Below are 13,650 nucleotides of genomic sequence, written 5' to 3'. Positions count from 1 at the left end.
CCGTGGCCACGGACGCGAAAGGCGCGCAGCGGGCGCATGCCGGCCGGAGGGCGGAGAGCCACGACCCCGGCCGGCATGCACGTGTCAGAAGGTCAACCTGCCGCGCATGCTGAACACCCAGATCGCGTCCGTGGAACGGTTGAGCGCCGGGTCCACCTGCACCTGCAGGTCGGGGGTGATCGCGAAGTGCGGGGTGACGTGGAAGCGGTAGAACACCTCGGCGGTGTACTGGTTGCGCAGCTGCGGACTGGCGGGCTGCAGTCCACCGATGGCGACGCCGAACAGGTCGGAGAAATGCTCGGTAGGGCGCCAGCCGATGCCTACGGCCGCGTTGTTGTCCACGAACCAGCCATCGGACCAGCCGGCACGCGCGAACCACATCATGCTCGGCCCGATCATGTAGTTGGCGTTGAACGCCAGCCCCTTGGATCGCGGCAGGCCACCCTGTTCGGGATCGCGATACCAGGCGGTGAGGTGGATGTTGTTGGCGTCCATCGCCGCCCGTGCCTGGATCGGCGTGCCGGTCCGGGCCAGCGCGCTCCAGCCGACCTCGAGCATGTAGAAATGCTCGTCCTTGCTGAAGAAATCGTCGATGGTGCTGCCGGTGTCGTCGCTGTGGACGGTGAAGATGCCGGGCTTGAGGTAGAACCCGGTGGTGGTCGGATACCACGCCGCGACCGCACCGAAGCCACGCAGTGGCGCGGCGATGCTTGGGCTGGTCGAGAACGCCTGGGTCAGGAACTGGCGGTTGTCGTCGAAGAACGGATAGGCGTTGAGGAAGTTCGGCGCGAAGATCTTGCCGATCGTGTACTGGAAACGGTTGTCGGCCAGGTTCTGGCGGATGTAGGCCTGGGTCACGCCGAGGCTGAAATCACCGTAGGTGGCCGCGGTGGGAATCAGCGAGCCGGTGGCCATGCCCGCCTGCAACGGCGCCAGGTCGGTGCCCACCGGGCGCCGGTCCTCGACCGCGATGTCGAACGACAGCGCATTGGCCTGGCCGCGGTTGAACAGGTCGTACGAGGCATTCAGCGTCAGCTTGCTGCCGACCGCGTTGTGCTCGTCGATCAGGCTGTGGGAGTAGTTCTGCCACAGCATCATCCAGGAACCGCCGATGGTGAGGCCGGTGTCCTGGCGCAGCTGGTTCTTCCAGCCGAACCAGGAGTTCATCCCGGTCTCGCGACGCAGCCAGCCGGTCGGCACCGCGGTGTCTTCCTGCAGGTCGCCCTGTACCGACATCGAAGTGTCGAGCAGGTTGGGGTAGAGCTCGTCCGCGGCGGCATCGGCCAGGGTCAGGTCGAGTGGGGCGGACGCAGCCGCTGCTTCCGCCGGCGGGGCGGGGGGTGCTTCCTGGGCCTGTGCCGCCAGTGACGACATGCCGCAGAGCAGTGCGACCGCCAGCGCGTGGCGGCGCCATTCGGGGGAGGAAACAGGGCGATCGCGCATCCTTCAACCCTCCCAGCGCGGCAGGTCGCTGCCGCGCACGGTCACCAGCGGATCGCGCCATTGCCCGGGCGTCTTCGACAGGCGCACCTGCGGCACGAGGCGTTCCACTTCGCCGTAGGGTGTCTGCCGCTTCATGGTCTCCGGTGGCGACATGCGGTTTTCGGGGCGCGAGGCATCGAAGCGGATGTCGGCGAAATGGCCCAGGTCCTGGAACCACATCGCCGCCCGGGCCAGGTTGACCCGCACGTGCCAGGTGCCGCCTTCGACGGCCTGGCGACGCAGTGCCGCGAGGATGCCGGCCGCGCCGATGTAGCCGGTGATGTAGTCGTTCATGACCAGCGTCGGCGGGAAGCGCGGGACGCCGGTTCCGCCGCCCTCGGTCATGGTGAAACCGGTGGTGGAGACGCCCTCCATGTCGAAGGCGGCGCGATCACCCCATGGTCCTTCCCAGCCGTAGCCACGCACCGACAGGTAGACGATGCCGGGCCGCTTGGCCGCCACCTCCTCCACGCCGAAACCCAGCCGTTCCATCGAGCGGCCGCGGAAGCCTTCGATGAACACGTCCGCATCCGGCAGCAGGCCGGCGAAGTTGGCGTTCTGGGCCTTGTTGCGCAGGTCGACCCAGGCCGAACGCATGCCGACGTTGACGTCCACCACCAGCGCCTCGTGCTCGAAGCTCTGGTCGCGGGCGATGTGCAGCACATCGGCGCCGTACTCGGCGAGCGTTCGCGCCGCCGTGGTGCCGGCGATCACGTGCGTGCAGGAGATCACTTTCATGCCCGACAGTGGCCGGGCGGCCTGTGGCGCGAACTTGCGGGGCGGGGCATCGCCGACCTTGACCAGTTCGATCAGCGGCGTGCCGGCCAGGTACTTGCCCTGCGGGTGCGCCAGCCATTCCTTGCGGGTGCGATGCAGGGCGGCCACGCCGTTGCTGGCGGCGAGCGTGTCTTCCAGTTCCTGTCCATCCCACTTCTTGACCGCCGCGCGGATCGCGGTCTGGTCCGCCGTGACCTTGAGCACGTTGAGGATGCGATCCATCAGGTGCGGGTAGATGCCCGTCAGGTTGATGAAACGGCCATCGCGCGTCTCGAAGGCCTGGAACGACAGCGGATTGTCCAGGCCGATCGGGGCCTGCAGCATCAGTCCGTTGACGCTGGGCTTCCACGCGGTGAGCGCGGCCGGGATCGGGTCGCTGGCCGGGATCAGGCCGACCGCCTGCATCTTGGTATGGACCATGCCGATCAGCGGATTGGTGTTCCACACCGCCTGGCGCAGGTCCACGCTCAGGTCCTGGCCCTCGCCGGTGCGCTGGCGCCAGATGGCGGCCGCGCCGACGCCGGCGGCCATCGCCGGGATCGCCATGCACGCGCCGATGCGGAAATGGCTGCGCAGCAGCGGGTCCGATCCGGTGAACTGCACCTTGCCGCCGGCATCGGTGGCAGCGCCCCCGATGTCACGCATGAAGTCGGCGAAACGCGTGTCGATGTCGAACGTGGTGGCTGCCTGGGCCATCGCCGAATCCATGGGGAAGCGCATGGCAAGCGCGGCGCCGACGGCCGCGCCAGTACCCACCTTCAGAAACGTGCGGCGATCCGGATCATATTGCGACATACAGCCTCTCCTTGAGGGGGAACATGCAGCCGGGCTCGGGATTACGGTTGTTTCCGTGGTGGGTACTTTCAACGTGCGGGGTGCGGCCTCGCGATCGTTACCCTGCAAAGTTCCTGTCGCGGCCGGATCTGGCGGGCCTTGGGCGCGATGTCGCAGGAAACGGCGGGCCGGCATTGCCGGCGTGCAGGACGCGGATTGCCGTCGTGCACGACGCGCTATTCCTCTTCCGGCGTTGCGTCGGCGGGTCGATCGACCACGCTGGCCTCGCGCAACTCCCGCTTGGCGTCGTTGATGGCGCGGCCGTCGAGCGGACGGGCACTGGCGATGCGGCAGGGCGGGGCGATGGTCGAACCGTTCGCAGCCCGGGGCTGCACGCTGTCCATGCGCACGTTGACCATTCCCAGCGAGTTGCTGATGGTGATCGAACTGGCGAAGGACAGGCCGGAACAGCGCGTCCGGAATTCGATCAGGTAGCCCTGGTTGGGCGTGTTCCAGATGGCCAGGGCCTGGTCGCCCAGCGGCGTCCAGCGGGTGACCCCGGCGATCCTGTCGATGTTGAAGCTCCCGACCGGTGGGCCTGCATGCGCGCGATAGAGCTCGAGGCGGTCGGCGCTGCTGAGGGCCGCGCCGGAGTGTGCGCATCCGGTGGCAAGCAGGGCGAGGGCGAGCACGAGCAGGATCCGCTTCATGACGATCACTCCATCCCGGAACGATGGCTACTTCAATACCGCGAAACACCGTCCCGGCTCAAGAGCGCGTGCGGCAGGCGCCCCTGGCGAACGTCCCGCCCAGTCAGGCCAGGCATTTGCATGCCCAGCGGCCTTGTGGCCAAACTGCCGGGAACATCAGGTGCCTGCGCATCCGGATCCGGGGAGGGTGGGGCGCAGGCGACCGGTGCCACGACGCGGTGCATGCGACGCGTGCCCGGTCCTGTCCATTACCCAGAATCCCCGACGCATGGAAGGCCGCATGCCCGCATCGGTTCCGAAAACACGCGCTGGCGGATTCCCGCTTGCGGCAGTCCGCAGCCTCGTGCTCGGATTCGTCATCGCCGCAGCGATCCCGGGATGTTCGTCGCTGCCGCGCAACCCGGTTCCTCCCGCACTGGTCGAGCAGGCGCAGATTCCCGGCATGCCCGACGTGCGTGCCCGTGCCGGGCGGCCGGCACCTGCGATGGAGCGCGACTACCTGCTATCGCTGCAACAGGAATCGCCCGAGGATTTCCCGGTCGCCGCGGACGGGATCATCCACTACCCGCACCTGGCCCTGTCCGGTGGCGGGGTCAATGGCGCCTTCGGCGCGGGTTTCCTCAAGGGCTGGACGGAGACCGGTACGCGCCCGGTGTTCAAGATCGTCACCGGCGTCTCCACCGGCGCGCTGATGGCGCCTTTCGCCTTCCTCGGCCCCGGGTACGACGAGTCGCTGCACAAGTTCTACACCACCACGACCACCGCTAACGTGTTTACCGAGCGCTCCCGGCTCATGGCGCTGATGCGCGGCGACGCGCTCGCCGATACCGCGCCCCTGGTAACGCTCATCGAGCGCTACATCGACACGGCCTTGCTCGAACAGGTCGCCCAGGCGCACCGGCAGGGCAGGCGGCTGTTCATGGGTACGGTCGACCTGGATACGCGCAGCTTCATGGTCTGGAACATGGGCCTGATCGCCTGCCAGGCCGACGATGCCGCGCTGGCCCTGTTCCGCAAGGTCATGCTGGCGTCTTCTTCGGTGCCCATCGCGTTCCCGCCGGTGCTGTTCGAGGTCGAGGCCGACGGCAAGCGTTACGACGAGATGCACGTGGATGGCTTCGTCTGGGCCAACGTGTTCCTCAATGGAGGCATCTTCGACCCGGCCAAGCTGCACACCAGCGCCGGTCGCGCCCCTGGCCGCGAGGACATCTTCGTCATCCACAACGGGCAGTTGAGTGCGCCTCCCGCTTCGACCACGCGCTCGCTGCGTGGCATCACCGTGCGCACCATCGACATCTCCGGGCGCGCCGGCATCGTCGGCGACCTGTTCCGCGAATTCACCTTCGCCCAGCGTAACCAGGCCGATTTCCACTGGGTCACGATCGACGAAAGCGTCGTGCTGCCGGACCTCACCGCGTTCGATCCCGCGCAGATGGCTTCGCTCTACCAGGCCGGTTACGACGCGGCGCGGGCGGGGCCCGCCTGGCGGACCCAGCCTCCCGGTATCCGGGGAGAGTAGGGCGGCACTGTCGCGCTGCGATGCAACCACGCGTTCAAGCCGCCGCGCCTACTGCTGCGACGGATCCGTGCGCGGGTCCGGCTCCACGGGCAGGCCGTCCCAGTACGCGCGCGGTACCAGCTTGGGGCTCTCCGGATCGGCCTCGTAGTTGGGCGACATGATCTGCACGCCCGCGGCGTTGAAAGCGTCCTGGATCTGCGCGTGCAGTTCGCTGAGCACCAGGGCACGACGCAGCGCCTCGGCCACGCGCACCCGCAGGCGATAATCCACGTAGAAGTCAGAAAGCGCGGTCTGCAGCACGAACGGCGGCGGATCGACCGCCACGCCCGGGGTGCGCGAGGCGGCCTGCAGCAGCAGCCGGTGCACCTGGCGCCAGGGCGCGTCGTAACCGATGGTGACGCCAGTCTCCATCCACATCCCCGGACCCTCGGGATGGCGCGAATAGTTGTGCAGCTGTCCGCCGAGCACGACGTTGTTGGGAATGCTGACTTCCACGCCGGCAACGGTGCGCAGGCGCGTGGTGAACAATCCGATCTGCATGACCACGCCTTCGACCTCGCCGCTGCGGACGTAGTCACCCACGGACATGGTCCGCGAATAGAGGATGGTGAACCCACCCGCCGCCTGGCCGACGATGCCCGACGCACCCAGCGAAATCATCAGGCCGACCAGCACGCTCAGCCCCTTGAACGCATCGGTTTCCGAGCCGGGCAGGTAGGGGTAGGCCATGGCCAGTGCGAACAGCCAGATCACGACATTCACCAGCTTGCGCGTGGGCTCGGCCAGCACCTGGTCGATGCCGAACAGCTGGAACCGGCCATCCTGCACGCCGCGGAAGGTGATGGTCACCGAGTGGGTGAGCAGGCGCGCCAGCACGAAGATCAGGACCGCGGCCACCAGGCCCGGCAGCGCCGCGGCGGTGGACTGGGCCCAGCTGCGCAGCAGGTCCAGCATCCAGCCGGTCATCGCTTCGGCCCACGGCCGGGTGAAGCCGAATTGGCCCAGGACGAACCGCACCCATTCCTCGATGATCACGAAAATGGTCAGGGCAATGAACACGCGCATCAGCCAGCCGATGACGATGCGTATGCCACCCACCAGGTGGCGTATCGCGTCGCGCTCGATCGTTTCGCTGCGCGCCTCGACCAGGCGCTTGAGCCGATCCCGGATCCGGCGGCCCAGCCACAGCACGCCCACGGCCAGCGCGATCGCGATGACGGTAGCCAGCAGCGACCACAGCAGGCCCTGCAGCAGCCGGGCCGGCGCCTGTTCCCGCCGCGCCGTGTCGACGGCCTCCTGCAGGCGCCCGGCGATCGCGATGCGGGCCTGGCCCATCGTCTCGCCATGCAGTACGTCCAGGTCGCCGGTCGTGAACATCATCACCAGCTCGTCGGACAGCAGCACCAGCAATCCCTCCGAGGACTGCTTGAAGTTGACCTTCACCGGACCGGACTCTTCGACCACGCGGCGGATGGCCGCCTCGGTGGTGCGGGCACGCAGCTCCGGCGTCCGGCCCAGGAACTCGGCGCGCAGGGTCACGATGTCGCGGTTGTAGAAGCGGACCGTGGCCTCGGAGTCTGCCGGGGTCTCGACCGCGGGAGGCGGCGCGGCGCCCGGGAGTGCCGGCAAAGGCGACGTGGCCGGTGCCGCACCCAGTGCCACGGCCAACGAAAGCAGGCCCAGGACTGTTACGCCACGCAGTGCTGCGAGCAGATGGCGTCGGCCACCGGGAGACGACTTCGCGTTCGGTTCCATAAGCGCCCCAGGAACGTACACGGGGATTCCGGCTCCATCGCCAACCGCGGCCACGACCCCGATCCGTGGTCGCGCTAGGTGTACCGCAGAAGCCGACTGGGCCGCCATTGGCAGAAGGGGCCTATGGATTCCTTCCCTGCGGCCCCTAGGTCGACATAATGTGCATTATGCGAAATACAAGATGGCTGCGATACGTGGGCCGTGTCCTCTTCGGTTTCTACCGCTATGGGCTAAAGGTCTAGTCACTTGCACGCCGCTGCGACGTACTCATCCCACGATCTGAGTGATTCAATGGAATGCCCTTGACGTGGCCGCGACGCTTGCAGATTAGCGTCTCGCGTTCGCTTCGCTGCTTCGCATTGACCAATGCTCGACGGCATCGAATAACCTTGGGATCCCGAATTCGTAGAGCGCTCTGCGCGCCTAGATCGGTCCAAGTAGCGCTGATCGGCGGTCACGCTCGCTTGAGCTTGCGCAGCCGTCATGCGGTCACGATCACGCGCATCGCCAGTGCCCTCAAACTCGGCATTCCAACCGGCTTCGGTGGATGGGCAAGGGCTCGACGAGTATGCGACCGCGTCGGTGCGCGGATGCTTGCATTTATTGATCGACTGTCCGTGTGCTGCCGGCGACAGCGCCAGCAGGATCAGCAACGTTCCCCGAAACATCCATTCCCCCCGAAATGGTGGCCAGTACGACCAGGTGCCCGACATAGTATCCGAGGAAGGTCCAGCGCCAGCGCGGCAGCTCCGCCTTGGTTTTCCCCAGCACCCGGATTAGCGGGAGCGCCACCAGCACCCAGCCATTGCCGTTGTAAGCGCAGATCCCGGCCAAAGCGGCCAAAGCGGCTGGGAGTGCTCTCCCCTCCCCTCGCAGCCACTGCCAGGCGGCGAAGGTCAGCGCCACGCCGGCAGCTCCGTAGTCCACCCACAGGGAGGCGACCAGGCCGACCCGACTAGAACTTGCACGCCTGGGCCACGTATCCGTCCCACTTGCGCAGATCCTGCATCTTCCGCCATGGCCCCAGCCGGTAGAGCTCGCGATCACGGTGGGTTTTGGCGTCCTGGCAACGCCCGATCGTGGATGTGCGCTTTGTACTGGCCTGGGGCTGGGATCGTCGGACCTTGCGCGAAGCCTGCGAGGTCATGTCGCGCGGTCGGTTCGCTTGCTCGATCTCGCGGATTCGCTGCAGGTCTGCCTCCCGAGGTGGCTCATAGCTTCCATGGCTCCAGGCCTTCACGGTGGTCGCGCCTTCCGCGCAAGGCGCCGACTGGTAGGCGACCTGATCACCTGCGACGCATTTGTACACGTGCTGCGCGCATGCATCCGAAGAAACCAGCCCCACCACAAGGCAACTCAACTGGAGCGCATGCATTCCCATAGGGGAATCGTATCCCCGACTCCGCAGCGGTACCCGGTGCGAAGTACCGACTGGAAGGTCGGAATTTCCTGAAGTTCCTGTAGGACACGCACGGCGGATGCCCGTGCATCGCCCGACGCATCATCCAGTTCCAGCGCTCATCGATGTCCGATCGATCAGAGCGTCGTCTCCACGTATGCGTAGATGTAGTTCGAGCCACCATTGACGCTGCCCAGCAGGCGCGAGCTGGCGAAGATGCCGGAACGGTGCGAGATGCCCAGACCGAAGTAGGTCTGTTTCCAGTCCTTGTTGCCAAACAGGTCGCCCAGGCTGATGTCGATGGTCGGGTCCAGGTAGTTGAGCAGCTTTGACGTCGGGCGTTCGCGCCGCGCCTGGCTGGTGACTTCCGGCGATGGCACGTGGTTGGAGTACGAGATACCCGCGCCCATGCCGAACCGGGTGTTGACCCGGTGGCTCCACGGGAAGCCGTAGAAGAAGCCCTTCATGTAGGCGTCGAACTGCCACGCATCGGGTGCGATCGTGTTCATTTCGTTGCGATAGAGGAAGCCGGCATAGCCATGGAAGTCGATCGGCCAGCCGTTGATCCGCTCCACGAACGGCTTGCCCAGGTGCACGCCGGTGACGCTGCTCGGGTTCTCGTGGTCCAGCGACGTGCAGCTGAGCGTCATGATCTTGGCCATGTGGCAGCCATCGCCCGACGCCCGGCCGTAGAACACCTTCATCAGCAGCGGTACGTCTTCGTCGTCCCAGCGTGCGATCGCGGTGCCGAAGTCGTAGACGGCGCCGGCGAAGATCGCCGGCTGCAGGCCGTCGCGGATGATCGGGCTGTCCTCGATGACGCTGTCGTGCGCGGTCACCGCGACGCCGCCGATCAGGCGCCAGTTCTTGAGGAAGCCGTAGGTGCCGTACAGGCCCACGGTGACGTCGGTGCCGCTGCCCGGCGCGTAGGCCGGCCGGTCGACCGTGGCCTCGTAGGGCCTCACGCCGTAGTAGTAGTTGTTGAGGTCGGCGTCGCGGAAGGACACGCTGACGTCCGGGCGCAGGCTCCAGCGGTCGCCGCTCCAGGTGTACGAGTAGCCCAGCCGCAGTTCACTGCCGTTGGAGGTGCTGCTGACGTCGGCCAGCGCGGTCGCGCGCAGGGTTCCCCAGTCCAGGCTGTGCCGGTAGCGCATGCCCAGGTCCGCACCGGCGTTGCGCGGCACCATGCCTTCGAGGATGTCCGGAATGTCGTCTTCGGCGAAACCTTCCAGCCGGCGCGACAGGAAGGCATCCAGGCGATGGGTGCCGTCGTCGACGAACTTGACCCCTGCCCGGTCCGCGTTGAGGTAGAAGCGCTCGCCTTCGTACAGGTACAACGGCAGCAGGTCGCTACGTTGGCCGGCGTCCTTGTAGGGCGATTCCTCGAAGCGGTAGAGGAAACCCAGGCCCGCGCTCCCGGGCTCGTCGATCAGGTCGGAGATCGCATCGGTATCGACCTGCGCCAGCGCGGGCGCGCTGGCCAATGCACCGGCGATCGCCAGCGCGAGCAACGATCCGCCGCGCAGGCCGGGATGGAGCGAATGCAGGAAACCGGTGTGCCGCGCGCGCGTGGTGTTCATCAAGCTCCCGTCTCGATCGTTGCCTGTTGCGTACGAGGGACCCGGCGCCATGCAGCCATGCCTCCCTCCCCTTGTCGCCGGTCCGGCTGGATCAGAAATCCACGCCGTCGCGGATCAGCGGACAGGTCATGCAGTGGCCGCCCCCGCGACCGCGGCCCAGTTCCGCGCCGACGATGGTGATCACCTCGATGCCTTCCTTGCGCAGCGCGGTGTTGGTGGTCGGGTTGCGGTCGTAGGCCATGACTACGCCCGGCGACAGCGCCACCAGGTTGTTGCCGCTGTCCCACTGCGAGCGCTCGGCGGCGTAGTGGTCGCCACCGGCCGCCACCATGCGCAGCTTCTTCAGCCCGAGCGACTCGGCGACCACGTCGTTGAAATGCTTCTTCTCGACGGTCACCTCGAAACCCGGCGCCTTGTCGCTGGGACGCAGCGAGATCGGCGTGATCTGGTCGACGATGTGCGGGAAGTAGGTCGCCACGTCGCGGTCGGCGAAGGTGAATACCGTATCCAGGTGCATCGCCGAGCGCAGCTTGGGCATGGAGGCCACCACCACCCGCTCGGCGGCCTTGTTGTCGAACAGCGCCTTGGCCATCTGCAGGATCGCGGTGCGCGAGGTGCGTTCGCTCATGCCCACCAGCACCACGCCGTTGCCGGGCACGAGCACGTCGCCGCCCTCGAGGGTGGCATTGCCGTGGTCGACGGTCGGGTCGCCGTACCAGGTCGGGAAATTCGCCGTCGCGAAATCCGGATGGAACTTGTAGATGGCGGTGGTGAGGATGGTCTCCTCGTGGCGCGCCGGCCAGTACAGCGAGTTGACCGTCACGCCCTGGTAGATCCAGCAGGTCGTGTCGCGGGTATAGAGCATGTTCGGAAGCGGCGGCAGCAGGTAACCGAACATGTCCGGCACCTCGCGCGCGGCCCTGAGGATGGGGCCGGCGAAATCGTCCGGGACATCGAGCACGCTCAGCCCGCCGATCAGCGTGATCGCCAGTTCCTGTGGCGAGAGGCTCTCCAGGTAGGCGCGCACGTCGACCATGACATCCAGGCCGACTTCGTTGGCGTTGATCTGGTGGTCCAGGATCCACTTGCGCGCCTCGGGCAACGCCGCGGTCTCGGCAAGCATCTGGTGCATCTCCACGACATCCACGCCGCGGTCGCGCATCTTGGAGACGAAATCGAAGTGGTCGCGCTTGGCGTTGTCCACCCACATCACGTCGTCGAAGAGCAGGTCGTCCTTGTTCCTGGGCGTCAGGCGCATGTGCGCCAGGCCGGGGGAACAGACCAGGACCTTGCGCAGCGTGCCGACTTCCGAGTGAACGCCATAGACAGGTGCGGACATGCCAATCTCCAAGCTGGACGTGGAATGTGGTGGTGCCGCCGCCCTTCCGCCCGTAGCCATGTCCTGGGCGATGCGCTTCGCGGCCCTGATCGTTCAGCTCATCTTGACACCGGCCACGGTCGCCTGTCGATCACACCCCGGGGTGGATACGGGGCATGCCCTTGCGCATGCCGTCGCATGGGGAGTATGAATGTCCGGGCAATCCGATGCCGTTATGAACCTGCGTCCCGACAACCAGCGTGTCCGGAGTATCGCGTGTTCCCGGAAGACAAGGGGGGAAGCGAGGCGCCACTCGCAACCGAATTCTTTCAACGGAGGAACCTGATGAAGCAGACGAAGATCATTGTTGGTGCAGCGCTGGTCCTGGGTATTGCCGCCCTGTCCGGATGTGCGACCCATAACAACCCCAACACGTTTACCCGTTCCGAAGCCGGAAGGGCGCAGCACGTCGAAACCGGCACGGTGACTGCGGTGCGCGCGGTCCAGATCCAGAACGATTCGCGCGGCGTTGCCACCGCCACGGGTGCGGTCCTGGGTGGACTGGCCGGAAGCACCGTGGGCGGTGGACGCGGCCAGACCGCGGCGACCGTCGGCGGCGCGGTGGCGGGCGGTGCGGCGGGCAATGCCGTGGCCGGCACCACGCGTCCTGGCGTGGAAGTCACCGTGCAGCTGGAGTCGGGCAGGACCATGGCGGTCGTGCAGGAAGGCACCCCCGACCAATTCCGCGTCGGCGACCAGGTGCGCGTGTCTTCCGACGGCGTCACCACCCGCGTTTCGCGCTGAGCACTCCCTGCCCTCGCGGGCTGGGACTGGCGCGAACAATCAAAGCCCCGGCGATCCGCCGGGGCTTTTTTTCTTGCATCCTGCCGCACTGCCTCGATCGTTACAGGACGATGTAACCGGTGGCGATCCAGTAGATGCCGACGATCGCACCGAGCGTGGCCAAGGCCAGGATCACGATGTCCGAGGTGCGCTCGAATACCTTCTTGCCCTGCTCGCGCCGCGCCCAGACGTACAGCAGGCTGCCCGGCGCATACAGGATGGCCGACAACACCAGCAATTTCAGGCTGCCGGCATAGAGCAGGTAGCCGGTATAGACCGTGGCCACCGCGGCGATGAGGATGTGCCGCGAGCGCAGCGCCGAGCGTTCCTGCTCGTAGGTTTCGCCACGCGTAGTCAGCTGCAACGCATACCCGGCCACCAGCAGGAACGGGACCAGGGCCATCGAGCTGGTCAGGTTGAGCATCAGCCCAAAGGCGTCGGTCGACCAGTAGGTGGTGATCACGATCACCTGGATGACAATGCTCGTCGCCCACATCGCCACTACGGGCACCTTGTTCTTGTTCTCGCGGGCGAAGATCGCCGGCATGGCGCGGGTGCGCGCGGCGGCCGACATCACCTCGGCGCAGATCAGCGCCCACGCCAGGTAGGCACCGAGCACCGAAACCAGCAGGCCTACGCTGACGAAAACCGCACCCCAAGGGCCGACAACCGCCTCGAGCACGCCAGCCATGGAAGGCTGGCGGATGCCGGCGATGTCCTCGCGCGGCATCACCGCGTAAGGCAGCAGCGTGACCAGCACCATCAGCGAGGTCACCCCGACGAAGCCCACGATGGTGGCGAAGCCGACATCGCGCCGCTCCTTGGCGTAGCGCGAATAGACGCTGGCGCCCTCGATGCCGATGAACACGAACACCGTGACCATCATCGTCATCCGCACCTGCTCGAATATCCCGCCATCCAGTCCGCCGCCGTAGAAATTGAAGCGGAACATCTCCATGCGGAAGGCGAAGAACAGGATCAGGATGAACACCACGATCGGAATGATCTTGGCGATGGTGACGATCATGTTCAACGCGGCGGCCTGCTGGATCCCGCGCAGGATCATGAAATGGAACAGCCAGATGCCGATCGACGACACCAGGATGGCGACCAGCGTGTTGCCTTCGCCGAATACAGGGAAGAATGCGCCCAGGGTCGATTTGATCAGCACCCAGTAGGACACGTTGCCGATGCAGCTGCCGATCCAGTAGCCGAACGCGGACAGGAAGCCCGGATAGTCGCCATAACCGGCCTTGGCGTAGGCGAACACGCCGGCGTCGAGGTCCGGCTTGCGCTCGGCCAGGAACTGGAACACCCGCGCCAGCATGTACATGCCGGTGCCGGCGATCAGCCAGGCGATCACCGCACCCAGCGGGCCGGTGGCGCCTGCGAAGGTGCGGGGCAGCGAGAAGATCCCCGCGCCGACCATGCTGCCCACCACCATCGCGGTGAGCTGGAACCGGGACATTTTCGCGTCAGCTGATGCCATACCC

General features: G+C 66.4%; 11 protein-coding genes. 2 read left to right on the top strand and 9 right to left on the bottom strand.

The genetic code is table 11. The features are described 5' to 3' along the window. Window positions 1-84 precede the first annotated feature (84 nt). The 3 genes from CSC65_RS10180 to CSC65_RS10170 form a co-directional block, all read right to left on the bottom strand. Complete coding sequence (locus tag CSC65_RS10180; protein ID WP_162410465.1) at window positions 85-1,443, bottom strand: carbohydrate porin; 1,359 nt, start codon at window positions 1,441-1,443, stop codon at window positions 85-87. Window positions 1,444-1,446: 3 nt separating this feature from the next. Next, window positions 1,447-3,054, bottom strand: a complete 1,608-nt coding sequence (locus CSC65_RS10175; RefSeq protein ID WP_162410464.1) for a CoA transferase — start codon at window positions 3,052-3,054, stop codon at window positions 1,447-1,449. A gap of 215 nt (window positions 3,055-3,269) precedes the next feature. Further along, window positions 3,270-3,743, bottom strand: coding sequence for a DUF6491 family protein (locus CSC65_RS10170; protein WP_162410463.1), 474 nt, complete (start codon window positions 3,741-3,743; stop codon window positions 3,270-3,272). A gap of 343 nt (window positions 3,744-4,086) precedes the next feature. Here CSC65_RS10170 and CSC65_RS10165 point away from each other — a divergent pair, with 343 nt between their 5' ends. Beyond that, entirely contained in the window at window positions 4,087-5,262 is a 1,176-nt protein-coding gene (locus tag CSC65_RS10165; protein ID WP_202922867.1) for a patatin-like phospholipase family protein, read from the top strand. Window positions 5,263-5,310: 48 nt separating this feature from the next. On the opposite strand, the gene CSC65_RS10160 is transcribed toward CSC65_RS10165, so the two are convergent. From CSC65_RS10160 to CSC65_RS10140, 5 genes are all read right to left on the bottom strand, one after another. Then, complete coding sequence (locus CSC65_RS10160) at window positions 5,311-7,017, bottom strand: mechanosensitive ion channel family protein (protein WP_162410461.1); 1,707 nt, start codon at window positions 7,015-7,017, stop codon at window positions 5,311-5,313. A gap of 600 nt (window positions 7,018-7,617) precedes the next feature. After that, entirely contained in the window at window positions 7,618-8,064 is a 447-nt protein-coding gene (locus tag CSC65_RS10155; RefSeq protein WP_274379403.1) for a TraX family protein, read from the bottom strand. After that, complete coding sequence (locus CSC65_RS10150; RefSeq protein WP_162410459.1) at window positions 7,973-8,392, bottom strand: hypothetical protein; 420 nt, start codon at window positions 8,390-8,392, stop codon at window positions 7,973-7,975. The genes CSC65_RS10155 and CSC65_RS10150 overlap by 92 nt, the downstream gene beginning before the upstream one ends. Before the next feature lie 161 nt (window positions 8,393-8,553). Further along, window positions 8,554-9,996: a MipA/OmpV family protein gene (locus CSC65_RS10145; RefSeq protein ID WP_162410458.1), complete on the bottom strand. Its 1,443-nt coding sequence runs from the start codon at window positions 9,994-9,996 to the stop codon at window positions 8,554-8,556. 91 nt (window positions 9,997-10,087) lie between these two features. Beyond that, window positions 10,088-11,335, bottom strand: a complete 1,248-nt coding sequence (locus CSC65_RS10140) for an arginine deiminase (RefSeq protein WP_162410457.1) — start codon at window positions 11,333-11,335, stop codon at window positions 10,088-10,090. Window positions 11,336-11,659: 324 nt separating this feature from the next. On the opposite strand from CSC65_RS10140, the gene CSC65_RS10135 reads away from it, so the two are divergent. Then, the gene (locus CSC65_RS10135; protein WP_162410456.1) at window positions 11,660-12,118 is read left to right on the top strand and encodes an outer membrane lipoprotein; all 459 of its coding nucleotides are present in this window, start codon (window positions 11,660-11,662) and stop codon (window positions 12,116-12,118) included. A 100-nt stretch (window positions 12,119-12,218) separates the two neighbouring features. Here the strand turns inward: CSC65_RS10135 and CSC65_RS10130 are convergent, their stop codons facing one another. Further along, a complete protein-coding gene (locus tag CSC65_RS10130) occupies window positions 12,219-13,646 on the bottom strand; it encodes a basic amino acid/polyamine antiporter (RefSeq protein ID WP_162410455.1) in 1,428 nt (475 codons plus the stop codon). Window positions 13,647-13,650: the final 4 nt, after the last annotated feature.

This window comes from Pseudoxanthomonas daejeonensis, from assembly GCF_010093205.1.
Lineage (GTDB): Bacteria > Pseudomonadota > Gammaproteobacteria > Xanthomonadales > Xanthomonadaceae > Pseudoxanthomonas > Pseudoxanthomonas daejeonensis.
This window is presented reverse-complemented; position numbering and strand designations above follow the sequence as displayed.